The sequence below is a fragment of the Streptomyces scabichelini genome (assembly GCF_011045015.1).
In the GTDB taxonomy this organism is placed as follows: Bacteria; Actinomycetota; Actinomycetes; order Streptomycetales; family Streptomycetaceae; genus Streptomyces; species Streptomyces scabichelini.
The window spans coordinates 1-16847 of sequence record NZ_JAAKZY010000216.1 but is presented as its reverse complement, the minus strand read 5'-3'; the positions used below and the strand labels follow the sequence as shown (position 1 = coordinate 16847).

Annotated in this window: 15 protein-coding genes and 1 pseudogene; 8 read left to right on the top strand and 8 right to left on the bottom strand. The window is 69.8% G+C overall.

Features of this window, described 5'->3' with window-relative positions; all coding sequences use genetic code 11:
- A pseudogene (locus tag G5C60_RS41305) lies at nt 1-172 on the top strand (LysR family transcriptional regulator); the annotation flags it as partial.
- Nucleotides 173-321: 149 nt separating this feature from the next.
- On the opposite strand, the gene G5C60_RS41300 reads toward G5C60_RS41305, so the two are convergent.
- The 3 genes from G5C60_RS41300 to G5C60_RS41290 form a co-directional block, all read right to left on the bottom strand.
- Complete coding sequence (locus G5C60_RS41300) at nt 322-2466, bottom strand: EAL domain-containing protein (protein ID WP_165267693.1); 2145 nt, start codon at nt 2464-2466, stop codon at nt 322-324.
- Nucleotides 2463-3275, bottom strand: a complete 813-nt coding sequence (locus G5C60_RS41295) for an SAM-dependent methyltransferase (protein WP_165267691.1) — start codon at nt 3273-3275, stop codon at nt 2463-2465. The genes G5C60_RS41300 and G5C60_RS41295 overlap by 4 nt, the downstream gene beginning before the upstream one ends.
- Before the next feature lie 418 nt (nt 3276-3693).
- On the bottom strand, nt 3694-4698 hold the full coding sequence (locus tag G5C60_RS41290; RefSeq protein ID WP_165267689.1) for an SCO0930 family lipoprotein: 1005 nt from the start codon (nt 4696-4698) through the stop codon (nt 3694-3696).
- A 419-nt stretch (nt 4699-5117) separates the two neighbouring features.
- Here G5C60_RS41290 and G5C60_RS41285 point away from each other — a divergent pair, with 419 nt between their 5' ends.
- The gene (locus G5C60_RS41285; RefSeq protein WP_165267687.1) at nt 5118-5657 is read left to right on the top strand and encodes a hypothetical protein; all 540 of its coding nucleotides are present in this window, start codon (nt 5118-5120) and stop codon (nt 5655-5657) included.
- Nucleotides 5658-5776: 119 nt separating this feature from the next.
- On the opposite strand, the gene G5C60_RS41280 is transcribed toward G5C60_RS41285, so the two are convergent.
- On the bottom strand, nt 5777-6265 hold the full coding sequence (locus G5C60_RS41280) for a hypothetical protein (RefSeq protein WP_165267685.1): 489 nt from the start codon (nt 6263-6265) through the stop codon (nt 5777-5779).
- A gap of 333 nt (nt 6266-6598) precedes the next feature.
- Between G5C60_RS41280 and G5C60_RS41275 the strand changes: the two genes are divergently transcribed.
- Nucleotides 6599-7261: a class F sortase gene (locus G5C60_RS41275; RefSeq protein WP_165267683.1), complete on the top strand. Its 663-nt coding sequence runs from the start codon at nt 6599-6601 to the stop codon at nt 7259-7261.
- A gap of 110 nt (nt 7262-7371) precedes the next feature.
- Here G5C60_RS41275 and G5C60_RS41270 read toward each other — a convergent pair whose 3' ends face one another.
- Entirely contained in the window at nt 7372-8223 is an 852-nt protein-coding gene (locus tag G5C60_RS41270) for a polysaccharide deacetylase family protein (RefSeq protein WP_165267681.1), read from the bottom strand.
- A 192-nt stretch (nt 8224-8415) separates the two neighbouring features.
- Between G5C60_RS41270 and G5C60_RS41265 the strand changes: the two genes are divergently transcribed.
- Nucleotides 8416-8889 (top strand): universal stress protein, encoded by a 474-nt coding sequence (locus G5C60_RS41265; RefSeq protein ID WP_165267679.1) that lies wholly within the window; start codon nt 8416-8418, stop codon nt 8887-8889.
- Nucleotides 8890-8976: 87 nt separating this feature from the next.
- The gene (locus G5C60_RS41260) at nt 8977-10422 is read left to right on the top strand and encodes an amino acid permease (protein ID WP_165267677.1); all 1446 of its coding nucleotides are present in this window, start codon (nt 8977-8979) and stop codon (nt 10420-10422) included.
- Here G5C60_RS41260 and G5C60_RS41255 read toward each other — a convergent pair.
- Nucleotides 10409-11554, bottom strand: a complete 1146-nt coding sequence (locus G5C60_RS41255; RefSeq protein WP_165267675.1) for a CapA family protein — start codon at nt 11552-11554, stop codon at nt 10409-10411. The two genes, G5C60_RS41260 and G5C60_RS41255, sit on opposite strands and share 14 nt — an antisense overlap.
- A gap of 279 nt (nt 11555-11833) precedes the next feature.
- Between G5C60_RS41255 and G5C60_RS41250 the strand changes: the two genes are divergently transcribed.
- From G5C60_RS41250 to G5C60_RS41240, 3 genes are all read left to right on the top strand, one after another.
- Complete coding sequence (locus tag G5C60_RS41250) at nt 11834-12379, top strand: sigma-70 family RNA polymerase sigma factor (RefSeq protein ID WP_033319094.1); 546 nt, start codon at nt 11834-11836, stop codon at nt 12377-12379.
- A 135-nt stretch (nt 12380-12514) separates the two neighbouring features.
- Nucleotides 12515-13030, top strand: a complete 516-nt coding sequence (locus G5C60_RS41245; protein WP_165267673.1) for a hypothetical protein — start codon at nt 12515-12517, stop codon at nt 13028-13030.
- Nucleotides 13031-13218: 188 nt separating this feature from the next.
- Complete coding sequence (locus G5C60_RS41240) at nt 13219-13866, top strand: anti-sigma factor family protein (RefSeq protein ID WP_165267671.1); 648 nt, start codon at nt 13219-13221, stop codon at nt 13864-13866.
- 45 nt (nt 13867-13911) lie between these two features.
- Here the strand turns inward: G5C60_RS41240 and G5C60_RS41235 are convergent, their stop codons facing one another.
- Together G5C60_RS41235 and G5C60_RS41230 are read right to left on the bottom strand one after the other, a co-directional pair.
- Complete coding sequence (locus G5C60_RS41235; protein WP_165267669.1) at nt 13912-14775, bottom strand: Fpg/Nei family DNA glycosylase; 864 nt, start codon at nt 14773-14775, stop codon at nt 13912-13914.
- 47 nt (nt 14776-14822) lie between these two features.
- A partial coding sequence (locus G5C60_RS41230; protein WP_165267667.1) for a SpoIIE family protein phosphatase occupies nt 14823-16847 on the bottom strand: 2025 nt, incomplete at its 5' end.

Sequence of the window (16847 nt, the reverse complement as noted above, 5' to 3'; positions counted from 1 at the left end):
GCTCGGGGTGGCTGTCGTGCCGCGGATGGTCGCGACGCGGGCCGGGCGGGGGTTGCGGGTCACTCCGCTGGCTCGGCCTGGGCTGAGTCGGACGATCGCGTTGGCTCATCGGAGCGATGTGGATCCGCCTCGGGCGGCTCGGGAGTTGCAGCGGATGCTGCTGGAACGGTGACCCTGCGTTGGGCCCCGGGCCTGGGAGCGCCGTTGGGTTGAAGCGCCGTCCAGGGCTGCGGGTCCGTTGTGGCTGGTCGCGCAGTGCCCCGCGCCCCTAAGGGCCGCCCCCAAGGGGGGCGGCCCTTAGGGGCGCGGCCCTTGTAGCGCTCAGCCCGTCGCGTCCACCAACGCCAGATCGTGCAGCCTGTCCGGGGGGCCCGGGCGGGCGTAGTACCAGCCCTGGGCTGTGTCGCAGCCCAGGAGGCGCAGTTGTTCGGCCTGGGCGGCCGTTTCCACGCCCTCTACCGTGACCGTGAGGTCGAGGCCGTGGGCCAGGGAGACGATGCCCTCGACGATCTTCAGGTCGACCGGGTCCGCGGGGAACTGCTGCATGCTCTGGGTGAAGGAGCGGTCGAGCTTGAGGATGCTCACCGGGAGACGGCGCAGGTTGGCGAGGTTCGAGTAGCCCGTTCCGAAGTCGTCGAGGGCGATGTCGACGCCCATCTCGGCCAGGCGGCGCAAGGGCTTGAGGAGGTCGTCGTCGGCGCCGATCAGCGCGGACTCGGTGACCTCCAGGCAGAGGGAGGCCGGTTCGAGGCCGGCGCGCTCCAGGATGTCGACCGTGTCGGAGACCAGGCCGGGGTGGGTCAGCTGGCAGGGCGAGAGGTTCACGTTGATGCGGAACGGACGGGCGACTTCCGGTCCGCCGTGTCGTTCCTGCCAGGCGCAGGCCTGGCGGACCGACTGTTCCAGCACCCAGCGGCCGAGCGGGACGATGAGGCCGGTGTGCTCGGCGAGCGGGATGAACCGGTCGGGGCCGAGCACGCCGTGCTGCGGGTGCAGCCAGCGGACCAGGGCCTCGGCGCCGCGTACGCTGTCGTCGCCGAGATGGACGAGCGGCTGGTACTCGATGAAGAACTCGCCGCGGTCCAGGGCCGCGGGCAGTGCCGTGGTGAGTCCGTGCCGGGTGATGGCGCGGGCGTCGGCCTCGGGGTCGGCGAGCTCGTAGCGGTTGCCGCCCGCCGACTTGGCGCGGTACATCGTGATGTCGGCGCTGCGCAGCACCTCCGCCGGGCCGCGTTCGCCGGCCGGGCCCTCGACGATGCCGATGCTGCCGCGGACCGTGAGCTCCCGGCCTTCGATACGGACCGGGGTGACAAGGGCGTTCATGATGCGGTCGGCGAGCGCGTCGACCTCGGTCTCGGTGTCCGGCCCGGTGGTCAGCGCCACGAACTCGTCGCCGCCGAGCCGGGCGACCATCTCGCCGGGCGCGGTCGCGCAGGACTGCAGCCGGTCGGCGACCTCGACGAGCAGCCGGTCGCCGGCGGCGTGGCCGAGGCTGTCGTTGATGGTCTTGAAGCCGTCGAGGTCGAGGTAGCAGAGCCCGAACCGCATGCCCTCGCCCGCGGAGAGCGCCTTGTCGAGGCGCTCGAAGAACAGGGTGCGGTTGGGCAGTCCGGTGAGTGCGTCGTGGGTCGCCTCGTACCGCAGCCGCAGATTGAGCAGCCGGCGTTCGGTGGTGTCCTCCATGAGCGCGAGCTGGTACTGGGGGTTGCCGTCCGGGTCGCGCAGCAGGGAGACCGTCAGGTTGGTCCACAGAACCGTTCCGTCAGGGCGGTAGAAGGCCTTCTCCACGTGGTAGTGCTCGCGTTCGCCGCGCACCAGCTCCTCGTACAGCCGCCAGACCTGCGGAGCGTCGTCGGGGTGGGTCCACTGCGTGACGTTGCGGCCGCGCACTGCCTGCTCGGTGCCGCCGAACATGCGCAGCAGGGCGTTGTTCACCTGGAGGATGTTGCCGTCGAGGTCCGCGATGCCGATGCCGATGGCCGCGCCCTCGAACACGGCGCGGAACCGCGCCTCGCTCGCGTGCAGCGCCTGAGCGACCACTCCCTGAGCCTGGAGGGCCGCTCGCGCGATGGCTTCCTGTTCGGCCAGCGTCCGCTCGCGCAGCGCCTGCGCGAAGCCGGCGGCCATGGCGTGCTGCAACCGCGCCGAACGGCTGCGCAGGTCCTCCTGGGGTCCGTCCTCGCCGCAGTAGAGCACCAAGTAGGCGTCGACGCAGTCAAGGGTGCGGCTGAGCGCCTCGGGTTCGGTGCAGTGGGCGTCGATCAGCGCGGCGCCGACTGCCTGGCCCTCGGCCGCGTCGAACGTCCTGGCTCGCAGCGCCTCGCTCAACCGCCGGGCGAGCGGCGTCAGTTGCTGCTCGAACTCCGGGCGGGTCAGCGACGTCGCGGTGACCGGGTAGATCGCCCGGCTCCAGATCGTCGCGAACCTGCGCAGTCTGTCCTCCGGCCCGTCCGGCTCCGCGGTCACGCCGTGCGCCCCACGCCTGCGAACCCGGAATAGGCAAACGGATCCTCGTCCTCGGGTGCCGTGTCGGGCCGCCATTCCGGCATCGGCACCAGTCCGGGTTCCACCATGTCGTACCCCTCGAAGAACCGCGCGATGTCGTCGCGCGAGCGCATGATCAGCGGGTTGCGGATGTTCTTGTAGACGTCGACCGCACCTTCGGCCCGCTCTGGGGGAAGCGGGATGCCCTCGTACGAGGCGTGCGTGACGACGAGCAGGCTGCCGGGCGCGAGCGCGTCGCGCAGTTGCGCCACCGCCCCGTACGGGTCGTCCTCGTCCTCCACGAAGTGAAGTATGGCAACGAGAAGGAGCGCGACTGGCCGATTCTGGTCGATCAGGCCCTGAAACTGGGAACTCGCCAGGATCTCCTGGGGCTTGCGAAGATCGGCGGCGACGACGTCCGCGTCCTCGTTGCCCTCCAGGACGGCGTTGCTGTGCGCGACGGCGACCGGATCGTGGTCGACGTACAGGACATGTGCTCCGGGGCTGGCGCTCTGGGCCACCTCGTGGACATTGCCGAAGGTGGGGATGCCGGAGCCGATGTCCAGGAACTGGGTGATGCCCTCGTCCACCGCGAAACGGACGGCTCGGCGCAGAAAGGCCCGGTTCGCCTGCATGATCTTCGGAAGTCCCGGCATGTACTCCATCGCCTTGCGGGCTGCTTCCCGGTCGACGTCGAAGTTGTGCGATCCGCCCAGGTAGTAGTCGTAGATGCGGCTCACGCTCGGCACCGAGATGTCGATGCCACGTGGGGCCCAGGCGGGACGCTCCATCTATCTCTCCAAGGCGTAGGCGATCCGGTGTTCGAGCTGAGGCTACTGATCGTCCGCCAATGGAGCGAGCGGAAACGGAAATTGACCATCCGTTCCCGGTCACTGCCTGGGGCACATGCGGAATTGGCGTCATACGAAATCGCTCCGAAGCAGCCAAAGAGTGCCAAGAGTTCCCAGGAGTTCCGAAGAGTCATGAAGAGTCGCGATGAGACCCGGAGACGCCGCCATGAGCCCGTCGAGACGCAAAAAACGGCCAACCCCCTCCGTGCGGTGCGGAGGGGGTGGACCGGGGATTCGTGCGGCTCTGCTCCTGCTCCTTCCTTCCGGAGCTGTCGCTTACTGCCTCTCTGCGGGTCCTCCCTTCCGTGCTGCCTGATCTGTCGTGAGCGGTGTGGCGGTGTTCGATGTGCGGTGATGTCTACTTCTTGATCGCGCTGCCGTCAGGGGCCATGGCGTACCAAGTGCCGCCGACGCCTTGGCCGTTGGTGTCGCCGGGCTTCTTGTCACCCGCGAAGGTGTACATCGGCCAGCAGTCGATGCTCTGCTGCTTGAGTCCGTCCGCACGCTTGTTGATGACGTAGCCGCGTCGGCCGTCGACCTCGGTGTCGATGCCCTTGGTGTCGGCGGCGTCGACCGGCTCGACGACCGGCCACTTCTCCAGGCACTCACCGACGCAGTTCGACTTCATCGGCCACGGGACGTCCTTCTCGAAGCGGTAGACCGTCATGCCGTTCTTGTCGACGACGACCTCACCCAGTTCGGGGTCGTTGCGAGTCGACAGGCCGGGCAGGTCGGCGGCCTCCGCCCCGGCACCGGCGTCGGCACCGGCCCCGGCGTCGCCGGCGTCCGCGGACGCCTTCTTGCCGTCGGGGGCGGACACGTACCAAGTGCCTCCGACGCCCTGTCCCTTGGTCTCACCGGCCTTGGTGTCCTTCGCGTACCGGTACATCGGCCAGCCGTCGATGGTCAGCTGCTTCGTACCGTCGGAACGCGTGACCTCGCCCATCAGTGCCTTGTCCACGCCCGCCGGTGCGGTGGCACCCTCGGCCAGGACCGGGGGCCAGGTGGTGGCGCAGGCGCCGTCACAGTTCGACTTCGGCGGCTTGGCGGTGTCCTTGTCGAAGCGGTACAGCGTCATGCCCTTGCTGTCCGTGACCACTTCGCCGAGCGCCTTGTTATCCGACACGGCAAGCTTTCCGGCGGTCTGCGCCCCGGCCGCGGCGCCCTGCCCCTGGGCACCCGGGGTGGGCGTGCTCGTACCGACGCCGTAGTCGTTGCCCGATCCCACGCCATTGGCCGCAGGTGCCGCCCCCACATTCTGGCTGCCCGTGGACTGGCCCGCGTTGTCCTGACCGCACGCCGTCGTCAGCGCCAGGGCCGCAGCTGCCGCTACGAGTGAGGCGCTCCGCCAGGAAGGCTTCATGGGTAACTCCCCGCTAATCGCTTAGGTGTTGCGGCGCACAACTGCGCCGCGCATGGCCCTAGGTACGGGTGGGAGTGCCGAGAATGTTCAACCGGCTACCAAGATTCTTTGAGCGACGTCTGTGAGTTATGTGCCGCATGTGGCCAGACGGGCCTGGAATGGCTTGTTCTCGCCCCTGCGAGGGCGGTCTCGCCCGGAGAGCCATGGCCGACGACTCGCCGGGGGGCAGCGGACGCCACGCCGCGCCCGTCCCCCGGCCGCACGCATCCGTTAACCGGTTCGGCCCACACGGTTGCCCCATTCGCGCTACTGCGATCGCGCCCACGCCCACACCTTCCTAGCGTTTCGACCATCGAGGTGCATATACGGCGCAAGCGGAAAAGGTCCGCGACTGCTCCTCGGGGACCGGAGGTCTCACCATGCGCGCGATACGCGTCGCTTCGGCCGCACTGCTGGGCGTCGGCGCCCTGGCTCTGGCCGCACCGGCGGCCGTCGCCGGGGACGGCGACCGCGACCGCGACATCACTTCGTTCGGTTTCGACGTCTCGCCCGCGACCATCGCCGCGGGCGGCCGCGTCACGCTGTCCGTCGAGGGCTGCAAGCACGACATCAAGGTCTTCTCGGGCGTCTTCGACCCGGTGGTGTTCCCGAGGGGCCAGCGCTCGGCCACGACCACCGTCGACGGGGACGCCAAACCGGGCGCCGTGTACCGGGTGACCTTCCAGTGCGGGAAGGAGTTCGGGCACAAGGACCTCACCATCGCGGGCGGCCGGCCGAAGGAGTCGCGTGTCCCCGCCCACAACCATGTCGCCGCGCACAAGGGTGTCAAAGCCGGTGGCGGCGGCACCCTCGGCGGCTTCGACCCGGGCGACATCGGCCTCGGCTTCGCGCTCGTCGCGGGCTCGGTCGGCACGGCGTACTACTGGTCACGCCGCCGCACGGCCGACGATCACGGCTGACCGCTCACCATGACTACGGCTGACCGCAGACCATGACCACGACCGACCGCTCACCACGCGATCGCCACAGCCCTTCGCCCCGGAACCCGTGGCGGTCCAGGGCGAAGGGCTGGAAGTCCTCAGGCCTTGTTCTCGGAGCGGCGGCGCATCCAGAACACCGCGCCGCCGATGAGCGCGAGGCCCACAAGCCCGCCGCCGATGGCCACGTCGGTCGGCGTGGCACCGCTGGAGCTGCTGCCGCCGACACCACCGCGGACACCGCCGATGACGGTGAAGGCCTGGGGCTTGGTGAGGGTGCCCGTGCCCGTGCAGTTGACCGTGATGTCGTAGGAACCGGGATGGGCGTTCTGGTTGATGGTCGCGACCCCCTTGGACGTCTCGTTGTGGCTGTTGATCGGCGTGAGAGGCGTCTGTGGGAACGCGGGCGACGTCATGGTGCCGCCCTTCGGGCAGCCGTCGACCGTGACCGTCAGCTGCCCGCCCCGGGCGATGACGCTGGGCATGGCGACGATGTTGCTCGGGTGGTCCCAGGCCGCGGCCGTGGGGGCGGCGAGCCCGAGGGTGGCGAACGCTGTCGCAGAGACCGCCAGGGCACGAGTGGTACGCATGTGATTCCTCCGCGGAAGGCGCCCCGGGAACCGTCCCCGGGTCGATCGGCGAGAGAACGCCTCCCAGACAGACCCTCAGATGCCGTGTAGAGAGCCGCATTTCGAGAATGGTCCGTCCTGGTGAGAGGACACGCCGACAGAAAGGAACGCAATCGGATATTGCCGCAGGTCACGGACCGTCAGAAATTTCCTGGCGGCGGCGACTCGGATGGCGCACGGACTTGGGGACCGCCACCCGTTCGTACCTCTCCCGTCGCCCGCCGGGCGTGCTGCACTTAGCGTTCTCTTATGCGCGACGGACGCGGCGACGGCCGCGTCGAGAGGGGTTTGCGAATGTCTGCGTCCGAGCTGGCCGAAGAGGAGGAGCGGCAGAGGAAGCGCGCTCCCTGGGGCGTGATAGCGCTTGTTCTGCTGACCGGCCTCGCGCTCATTCGAAATGGTTCGGGAGAATTCGACGTGGGCCCTCCGCAGCCCGCGACGGCCGCCGCCGCGGACAGCCGCACCCCCGGAAAGACCCGCCCGAGCGCACCGGCTCCCCTGCCGTTCTCCGTGGTCGACCGCATCAGCATCCCCGCGATCCGGGTCGACGCCCCCGTCATGCCGGTGGGCCTCGACATGGAGGGCTGGGTGGACGCGCCCCCGCCGGAGGACCCGAATCTCGCGGGCTGGTTCACCGGCGCGGTCTCGCCCGGCGAAAAGGGTACGGCCGTCATGGTCGGCCATGTGGACAACAAGCAGGGCCCCGCTGTCTTTTACGGACTCGGAGCCCTGAAAAAGGGACATCGTGTGGAGGTCAAGCGCAAGGACGGGAAACTCGCTGTGTTCACGATCTACGGCATCGAGGTGTTCGACAAGAACAACTTCCCCGGCGATCGTGTCTACGGCCACACCGGCACTCCCGAATTGCGTGTCATCACCTGCGGAGGCGGTTTCTCCCAGCAGAACGGCTACGACGGTAACGTCGTCGTGTTCGCCCGCCTGGCCGAGGTTCGCTGAGCGTTCCCCGACCGGGCGGGCGAAAGCCCGTGGAATTCCCTCGGACTGGCCCTGGATTTCCCCCGGACTGGCCGGGGATTTCCGTCGGCTGGCCGTGGAACCCCGTCGGACTAGGTGAACTGCCGCCGTGGCACGGTGATGTGATAGCCCGAGTCCAGCAGTCGCGGCAGATAGTCGCGCAAGGCCCGGACGCTCTCCGAGCGGTCGCCGCCCGCGTCGTGCGCGAGGACCACGACACCCGGGGCCGCGCCCCTCATGACCCGGCGCTCGATGGTGCGGGCACCGGGCGCCGTCCAGTCCAGTGTGTCGAGGGTCCAGGCGAGCGGTTCCATGCCCAGTTCGGCACCGAGCTCGAAGACGGCACGGTTCCAGGCTCCGTACGGTGCGCGGAACCAGCCGGGCCGTTCCCCGTACGCCTCCTCGATGACCTCGGAGGTCCGCTCCATCTCGAAGCGGACCGCGGACCGGGTCAGCTGGGTGAGCAGCGGGTGGGACCAGGTGTGGTTGCCGACGACGTGTCCCTCTTCGGCCATCTCCCGGAGCATGTCCTTGTTGTCGACGACCATCGAGCCGCACACGAAGAACATCGCCCGTACGTCGTGGGCCCTGAGCGTGCGCAGGACCTCCGGGGTGTACCGGGGGTCGGGGCCGTCGTCGAACGTCAGCACCATGCTGCGGCCGCGCCCCACGATACGCAGGAACGGTTCCTGCCGTACGAGGGTGCGCCCCGGCGTGAGGCGTGCGGGGCCGTGTCCGGCCAGGGGCTGCAGCCGGTAGGCGGAGGACCTCAGGGTGCGGGAGCCCTGCTGGGCGCCCGCGGCGGGAGTTACGGAGGGCCGGCCGGGTGGCGGGGCCGGATCGGCGCCGAGGAGGCGTGCCGTACCGGCCGCTCCCGCCGCCCCCAGGACGGCGGCGCCGACGAGCAACACCCCGCGCCGCGAGAGCATCTGATCCTTATTCATGACTAATCAGTCGCCCGGCCGACCCCCTGAACCGCGCACCGACACCGGTCCGGGCGCACGAAAGCACCCGATGGGACCAGCTCGGCTTCGGCCACGAGCGGAAACGGCGGCGCGCTGCCGATCGCCGGCCCGTGCGCCGAGCCGGTTTCCCCGGCCGCGGCGGGACCTGCGGATTCCGATAGCCTCTGCGCCGTGGAAGAACAACACTCGCAACGGCACTCGCAGGGGTTCGAGCGGGGCACGGACGGGCCGAAGGTCATCGTGGCCGGCGTGGACGGCTCCGACTCCTCGATGCGTGCCGCGTCCTATGCCGCCGGCCTGGCCCGGCGCCAGCGGTCGCTGCTCGCCCTCGTGTACGTGCAGCCGGTGATGGCGGGGGGCGCCGCCCTCGGCGCCCCGGTCGCCGAGGTGACCGACGAGATCGCCGAAGGGATCGTCCGGGAGATCCAGGAGGCCGCCGAGAAGCTCAAGGGCATATTCGAGGTGCGCTGGGAGTTCCACACCTTCCGCGGCGACCCGTACAGCGGGCTGGTGTCCGCGGCGGACCAACTGAAGGCGGACGCCGTCGTGGTGGGGGCGTCGGAGCAGGCGGGGCACCGGTTCATCGGCTCGGTGGCCATCCGTCTTGTGAAGGCCGGGCGATGGCCCGTGACCGTTGTGCCGTAACCCCCGCCCAGCGTCTTCCGTCACCGCTGCCCCTGAGCCATCATGACCCGCCGACAGCCGATTGCCGTCTGCGAAGAGGTGAGGCGCATGGCCGGGCTCCGAATGGGCGAGGGCATTCTCCGCCGCAAACCCATCGAACGCATCGAGGAGACGGAGGCCCGCGAGGGCACGCGTCTCGACCGCTCCCTCGGCCTGTGGCAGCTGACCGCGATCGGTGTCGGCGGCATCATCGGCGCGGGCATCTTCACGCTCGCCGGCACGGTCGCCAACGGCACGGCGGGGCCCGCGGTCCTTGTCTCGTTCCTCGTCGCGGGCGTCGCGAGCGCCGCGGCCGCGCTGTCGTACGCCGAGTTCGCGGGCCTCATCCCGAAGGCCGGCTCGGCCTACACGTACGGCTACGCGGTGCTCGGCGAGCTCGCCGGCTGGTTCATCGGCTGGGACCTGCTCCTGGAGTACACCGCGATCGTGGCGGTGGTCGCGATCGGCATCTCCGGGTACTTCAGCTTCCTGGTCGGCGAGATGGGCGCCGATCTGCCGAACTGGATGCTGGGCGCGCCCAGCACCGGCGACGGACACAAGGTCGATCTGTTCGCTGCCGTGCTGTGTCTGCTCATCGCCTATCTGCTGAACCTGGGCATCAAGAACGCGGCGCGCTTCGAGATGATCGTCGTCATCCTCAAGGTCCTCGTGGTGCTCCTGGTGATCGGCGTCGGCGTCTTCCACATCGACACGGCGAACTACAACCCGTTCTTCCCGTACGGGGTCGGCGGGGCGTTCACGGGAGCGGCGACCGTCTTCTTCGCGGTCTTCGGGTACGACGCCATGTCGACGGCGGCCGAGGAGTCGAAGGACGCGCAGCGCCACATGCCGAAGGCGATCATCTACTCCCTCGCCATCTCGATGGTCCTGTACGTGGCCGCCTGCCTGGTCCTGACGGGCATGCAGGACTACAAGGACATCGACCCGGAGAGCGGCTTCTCGACGGCCTTCCAGTCGGTGGGGCTGGGCGGGCTCGCGAACGTCATCGCCGTCGGCGCGATCATCGGCATCCTCACCGTGATGTTCACGTTCATGCTGGGAGTCACCCGTGTGTGGTTCAGCATGAGTCGTGACGGGCTGCTGCCGAAGTGGTTCGCGAAGACGCATCCGACGCGGCACGTGCCGACGCGCGTGACCTGGATCGCGGGAGTCGCCTCTGCCGTCATCGCCGGGTTCCTGCCGATCGGCGAGGCGGCCGAACTGACCAACATCGGGATCCTGCTGGCGTTCGTCGTCGTGTGCGTCTCGGTGATCGTGCTGCGCTACCGGCGGCCCGACCTGCCGCGCAGCTTCCGTACGCCGTGGATGCCGGTGGTGCCCGCGGTGGGCGTCGGCTTCTCGATCTGGCTGATCACGTATCTGCAGTGGCAGACGTGGGTGCGGTTCGCCGCGTGGTTCCTGCTGGGACTCCTCGTCTACTTCGCGTACTCCTACCGGCGCTCGGAGCTGGCGAAGGCGGAAGCGAAGGCGGATGCGGGACCTACTTCCCCATGACGAGTCCGTCCTGGGCCGCGCCCCGGCTGAGGACGACCTGACGGATCCGGTCGCGTACGGCGCTCTGGGCCGGCGCATCGTCGAGGTTCACCACGCGGCCGGAGCCGATGTCGAACCACTGGGGAATGAACTCGGCCTTCTCGACCTTCCAGCGGCCGCCGCGTGCGGCGGGCGGGGCGAAGGTGAAGCGGCCGATCGTGCTCTCGTTGCCCCGCGGGTCCTGGGCGCCGCTGTGGTTGATCATCTCGCCGGCGATCTGGTCGCCCATGCCGTAGATGACCCAGGTGCCGTTGACCTTCTCGTACGCCTGCGGAACATGGGCGTGGGTGCCGAGGATCAGGTCGATGTCACGGCGGCCGTCCGTACGGGCTCCGGTGAGCTGCCTGCCCAGCCGCAGCTGCTGCTGGTCCGGCTCGTCCTGCCACTCGGTTCCCCAGTGCAGGGAGACGACCACGACGTCGGCGCCCGCCTTCCGGGCCGCCCGGGTGTCCGCGAGGATCTTGTCGCGGTCGATCAGGTTCACGGACCAGGGCCTGTCCTCGGGGATCGGGATGCCGTTCGTGCCGTACGTGTACGCGAGATGGGCGACCTTCGCGGCGCCCGCCTGCATGAGGGTGGGCGCGCTTGCCTCGGCCCTGGTGCGGGCGGACCCCGCGTGCCGTACGCCCGCCACGTCGAGCGCGTCGAGGGTGCGCCGGATGCCCGCGGTGCCGTCGTCGAGGGTGTGGTTGGAGGCGGTCGAGCAGGCGTCGTAGCCGGTGGCGGCGAGACCCTTGGCGACCTCGGGCGGGGACTTGAAGCTGGGGTAGCCGGTGTAGTCGCCGTCCGCGCCGTACACCGTCTCCATGTGGCAGATCGCCAGGTCGGCGCCGGCCACGACTGGTCTGACGCCCGAGAGCATGGGCCGGAAGTCGTGTCCGCGGCCGCCGGCGTCGGCGTTCGCCTGGCGGATGACCGAGCTGTGCGGGAGGACGTCGCCGGAGGCGACCAGGGTGAAGCGGGCGCCTTCTGCGGACGGCGCGGGGTCTCCGGTCCGCGCGGGCGGCTCCTGCGCCTGGCAGCCGACGGCTGCCGCCGCGAGGAGCAGGACTGCCAGGGCCGGGGTCGTCTGTCGCCTGCATGTGGTCTTCAAGTCCGCTCCCGCGTAGTCGTATTTACGTATTAATAGGAACGAATCCACACACAGAGGACACAGGAGTCAAGGAGCCATACCGGGCGGGTAGCTGAAACGGCCCTCTCCGACCGGTCCTCGCGGGACGGGCCGTTCCGGCCAGTCGGGAGCCCGGGGCGCCGGCCCACGGGCACACCCCGTCGACCGTTCATCGCACCGTTCGTCGACAGGTTCGACCGTCCGCCGACGATCCGTGTCGATGGCCTGTCCCCACGGCGTGCCCTGCGCTGACATACGGCCATGACGGCCGCCACGACCATCACGAGCAGGACGACCGCCGAGCACGAGCTGGCCGAGTTGCAGCGGGAGCACGGCGCACCGCTCTTCGCCCTGTTGCTGAGGCTCTCGGACGGAGACCGGCAGCGCGCCGAGGATCTGGTGCAGGAAACACTCGTACGCGCCTGGCAGCACCCCGAGGCGCTGCGGGCCGACGACTTCGACTCCGTACGGCCCTGGCTGCTGACCGTCGGGCGGCGGCTCGCCATCGACGCGCGCCGAGCGCGCCAGGCGCGGCCCGCCGAGGTCGGGGACGCCGTACTGGAGAGCGCGCGGGTTTGCGCCGATCACGCGGAAAGGTCAGCGGCGACCCTCGATGTACGCGAGGCTGTGAAGACACTCACTCCGGAGCACCGGGAAGTTCTGGTGCAGGTGTACTTCCGCGGTGCGAGTGTGGCGGAGGCCGCGGCGGAGCTCGGGATTCCGCCCGGTACCGTGAAGTCCCGCGCGTACTACGCGCTGCGCGCCCTGCGCCGGGTACTTCCCGGATACGCGGCCGACCTGCGGTGAAACCAACGGTCGAGTCAAACCTCCGTAAAGCGCCTTGCCGAGACCCTCTGTTGAGTAATCGGCTGTCCTCATCCGTGTTCCGGAATGGGGCCCGGGGTCGGGCGACGCGCACGCACCGGAGGAAGGCAGGAAGGGATGCTGCACAGAGGCCAGGAGAGCACGGACGGCACCGGCGGCGGTGAACTCATCGTTCCCATGGCGTGGTTGTACGCCGAGTACATCGCCGATGAGCTGCTGCGCACCGGGGACCTGATGCCGCCGACGTCATTCGAGTTCCGCGCCGGGCGCGATGCGCTGGCGCTGACCATCTTCCTGTCGGACACGAGCGGTGAGCTCTCCGGCATCCGGGTCGTCTCGCAGTTGGAGACCTGGCTTTCGCTGACGGCGTACGACCAGCCGTGGCAGGACTGGGTGGGCGAGCGTCTGGCGGGGCTCGCGGCCGAGGCGGTCGAATCGGGCGGCCCCACGCCGGACTTGGATCTGGCGACGGCGGCCTGGCGCTGGCTGGAGGAGACCGAGCTCCTCGCGCCGGACCTGGACGCGGTGCCGGGCGGCGGTCCGGTGCCGGGCGAGGACGACGGCCCGAAGGTGTGGACCCCTGCCTGGCGCCTCGGCCTGCCGCTGGGGCACCTGGCGATCCACCTCTTCTGATCCGTGACCTTTCCGTTCCCCGACCTTTTCTGATCCGCGACTTTTTTTGGTCCGGGACCAATCCGCGGGCGCACCCGCTCCGAATCTCCTGGTTGGTTTCCTGCGGGGCTTGAGTGATTCCGCTGTCTCGTGCGTACCGGTGGGCAAGCAGCTAATCCCCGCTCTCACCATTGCCACGAGGATGAGGTATGAGGTCCCTGGAACGCCATCGCGACGTCGGCGCCTATGCGCTCGGCGTGCTGGACGCCGCGGATGCATTCCGCTTCGAGGACCACCTCATGGAGTGCCCTCAGTGCGCGATGCAGATACGCGAACTTGCCCCCACGACACGGTCCTTGCGGGCGTATGCCCAGGCCACTCCACGTACGGTCAACCCCATGACCCGTCCAGGACCGGCCCTCCTGGACCGACTGCTCGAGAATGTGGTCTCCGCCCGCCGGAAGGGGCGTACCCGCTGGCTGTGCGCGGTCGCCGCCGCGGTGGTGTTCGCGGTGGGCGGGCCCGCGATCGCGGTGCTCTCGGGCGGCGGAGGCTCGGACGGACAGCGGGTCGCCGCCACCGACCCGGGTACGGGTGTGTGGGCCGAGGTCACCACGCGGGACCGTGCCTGGGGCAGCGACGTGGACTTCATGGTCAAGGGCATCTCCAAGCCCCAGCCCTGCGAACTCGTCGCCATCGGCGGCGACGGCTCGGAGGAGACCTTGATGAACTGGCAGGCGGGCGGCGGCGGGAAACCCACCCCCATGCAGGCCTCCGCGTCCATGCACACCGACGAGATCATCGAGTACGAGGTGCGCACGGGCGACGAGACCCTCGTGAAGCTCAAGGCCCCCTGATCCCCCTGGTCCCTCTGCCCCCTCCTGATCCCCTGTTCCCCGGGGCTACTTCAGGAACTTGGACGTTCTGCGGTCCGCGAGAGGCTTGCCGCCCGTCTGGCAGGTCGGGCAGTACTGCAGGGACGAGTCGCTGAAGGAGACCTCGCGGATCGTGTCACCGCACACGGGGCACGCCTCGCCGGTGCGGCCGTGCACCCGCAGCCCGCTCTTCTTCTCCTTCTTCAGCCGTCCGGCGGCCACCCCGCGCGAGCGCTCGACGGCTTCGGTGAGGGTGGTGCGCAGCGCCCCGTACAGGCGGTGCGTCTCCTCGGCGGTCAGCGACGCGGCCAGTTTGAACGGGGACATCCGGGCGGCGTGCAGGATCTCGTCGCTGTAGGCGTTGCCGACACCTGCGATCAGGCTCTGGTCGCGCAGTGCGCCCTTGAGCTGGCGGCGCTCCCCGTCGAGCAGCTTCGCGAAGCGGCCCTCGTCGAAGTCGTCGGCCAGCGGATCCGGGCCGAGGCGGGCGACACCGGGAACCTCGCCGGGATTCCGTACGACGTACACGGCGAGCCGCTTCTGCGTGCCCGCCTCGGTGAGGTCGAAGCCCTCGCCGGTCTCCAGGGCGACACGCATCGCTAGCGGGCCCTTGCCGGGCCGGGGCGGGCCGTCGGGCAGGCGGTCCTTCCAATGAAGCCAGCCGGCGCGGGCCAGATGCGTCACGAAGTGCGGGCCGCCGTCCGTCGAGAGGTCCAGGAACTTGCCGTGCCGGTGCACGGCCGTGACCACGCGGCCTTCGAGGGCGGTGAGCGGCGGGTCGTACGTCTTCAGGACGCTGATCGCGACGGGCAGCACCCGCACGATCTCGTGGCCGACGAGGTGGTCGGTCAGGAAGTCCTTGAGCGCTTCGACCTCGGGCAGTTCCGGCATACGTCCAGAGTGCCACCCGGCACGGACGATGCCATGCGCAGCAGTTGTCAGTCGCGTTCCGGCACGATGAACTCGCACCATACGCACTTGCCGCCGCCGCGCGCCTCCACGCCCCACACGTCCGCGAGACGGTCCACCAGAAGCAGCCCGCGCCCCGAGACCCCGGACTCTCCGGCCTCGCGGCGGCGCGGCAGGGCGCTGGAGGCGTCCTCGACCTCGATGCGCAGGCGGCGGTCGGAGCCGGTGAGGGCACGGAGGGTGATGATCGCGGAGCCCTCGGTGTGCATCAGGGCGTTGGTGATCAGCTCGTCGGCGACCAGCTCGACCTCGTCGGCGCGGTCCTCGGCGCCCCGGGCCGCCACCGCGGCGCGGATCATGTGCCGGGCCCCGGCGAGCGCCTCCGGATCGCCCGGCCCGACATGCTGCTGGAGCCGCCCGCCGGACTGCTGCGCGACATGGCCGAGACGTCGCAGCAAGAGCAGCGCGACGTCGTCCTCGCCGCCGCGCTCGTCGGCCACGTCGATGAGCCGGTCGGCGAGGTCGCGTACGTCGTCGGGGCCCGTGCACACGAGCGCCTCGAGCGTCCGCATCCCCTCGTCGAGGTCCGCCCCCGGCTGTTCGACGAGCCCGTCGGTGTACAGCAGCAGGGTCTGGTCCGGGTCCAGCTCGAAGGTGTCGACCTGGTAGTGCAGGCGCCCGAACTCGGCGGAAAGACCGAGCGGCAGGCCCCCTTCGATGGACAGCCTGTGGCAGGTGCCGTCCGGGTTGCGCACCACCGGGTCGATATGGCCCGCCCGCACGATCTGGACCACTCCCGTGGACAGGTCGGCCTCCGCGTAGGTGCAGGTCGCGAAGCGCTCGGTGTCTAGTTCGTCGAGGAACACCGAGGCGCGGGCCATGACGGTCGCGGGCGTGTGGCCCTCGGCGGCGTAGGCGCGCAGCACGATGCGCAGCTGGCCCATGACGGCGGCCGCGTGGGTGTCGTGGCCCTGGACATCGCCGATGACGGCTCCGACGCGGCCGCCGGGCAGCGGGATGACGTCGTACCAGTCGCCGCCGATGTCGCGGCCCAGCGAGGCCGAGCGGTAGCGGACGGCGATGTCGGCGCCGGGGACGCTGGGGATGGAGCGCGGCAGCATGGCCTGCTGGAGGCCCTGGGCGAGGTCCTTGTCCTGCTCGTAGAGCATGGCCCGCTGGAGACTCTGCGCGATGCTGCTGCCCAGGGCGACGAGGACGTTGCGCTCCTCCGCCGTGAAGCCCCGCTTGTCGTGGTAGAGCAGGCCGAGCGCGCCGATGGGGCGGGCCTGCGCGATCAGTGGCAGATAGGCGGCCGCGGTGATGTTCAGGTCGGTGATGTGCGGCCACAGCAGGGGATACGACTCGGCGAAGTCCTCCGGCGAAACTATGAAGCGCGGGGTGAGCGTGCGGACGACCTCGCTCATCGGGTACTGCTCGTCTATGCGTGTGATCCGGGTGCCGGGTACGAAGCTGCCCGTGGGCCCCTCGGCGACGAGGCGGATGCGGCCGGCCTCCACCAGCCCCATGACCAGGCTCGTCGCACCGAGGTGGGTCAGCCCGTGGGTGTCCGTGAGGACGTCGATGACGTCCTGGACGGTGCGGGCGTGCGCGAGTGCCGCGGTGGCTATCTGCACGACGTTCGTCTGCCGACGGCGGAACTCGTCGAGGGCCGCCTGCTCGCGCTGGGCCTCGCTCTCGATCAGCTCCTGGGTGGCGTCGCGGATGATGCCGATGACGCGGCGCGGCCGGCCCGTCTCGTCGCGCCGGATGTAGCCCTGGGTGTGGGTCCAGCGGAGGGTGCCGTCACGGCGGCGGATGCGGAAGTACGCCCCGTAGTTCTCGCTGCCGTCCTTGAGGGCTTGGGAGACATGGGTGTCAAGGCGGTGGGCCTCGGTCCGGGGTACCCGCGGGGAGAGGGTCTCGAGGCGGCCGTCGTACTCGTCGGGGGGCATGTCGAAGATCTCGTGGGCCCTGGCGTCCATCTGCATGATGCCGGCGTCCAGGTCCCAGTCGAAGCTGCCCATACGGTTGAGCGCCAGGATCGGGTCCGGGTG

What these genes read in the sequence shown, in the direction of transcription:
- G5C60_RS41260 (WP_165267677.1), top strand. Translation starts at nt 8,977, where the DNA reads ATGGCCGGGCTCCGAATGGGCGAGGGCATTCTCCGCCGCAAACCCATC.
- G5C60_RS41290 (WP_165267689.1), bottom strand. Translation starts at nt 4,698, where the DNA reads ATGAAGCCTTCCTGGCGGAGCGCCTCACTCGTAGCGGCAGCTGCGGCC.
- G5C60_RS41285 (WP_165267687.1), top strand. Translation starts at nt 5,118, where the DNA reads ATGCGCGCGATACGCGTCGCTTCGGCCGCACTGCTGGGCGTCGGCGCC.
- G5C60_RS41270 (WP_165267681.1), bottom strand. Translation starts at nt 8,223, where the DNA reads ATGAATAAGGATCAGATGCTCTCGCGGCGCGGGGTGTTGCTCGTCGGC.
- G5C60_RS41235 (WP_165267669.1), bottom strand. Translation starts at nt 14,775, where the DNA reads ATGCCGGAACTGCCCGAGGTCGAAGCGCTCAAGGACTTCCTGACCGAC.
- G5C60_RS41280 (WP_165267685.1), bottom strand. Translation starts at nt 6,265, where the DNA reads ATGCGTACCACTCGTGCCCTGGCGGTCTCTGCGACAGCGTTCGCCACC.
- G5C60_RS41275 (WP_165267683.1), top strand. Translation starts at nt 6,599, where the DNA reads ATGTCTGCGTCCGAGCTGGCCGAAGAGGAGGAGCGGCAGAGGAAGCGC.
- G5C60_RS41295 (WP_165267691.1), bottom strand. Translation starts at nt 3,275, where the DNA reads ATGGAGCGTCCCGCCTGGGCCCCACGTGGCATCGACATCTCGGTGCCG.
- G5C60_RS41250 (WP_033319094.1), top strand. Translation starts at nt 11,834, where the DNA reads ATGACGGCCGCCACGACCATCACGAGCAGGACGACCGCCGAGCACGAG.
- G5C60_RS41245 (WP_165267673.1), top strand. Translation starts at nt 12,515, where the DNA reads ATGCTGCACAGAGGCCAGGAGAGCACGGACGGCACCGGCGGCGGTGAA.
- G5C60_RS41240 (WP_165267671.1), top strand. Translation starts at nt 13,219, where the DNA reads ATGAGGTCCCTGGAACGCCATCGCGACGTCGGCGCCTATGCGCTCGGC.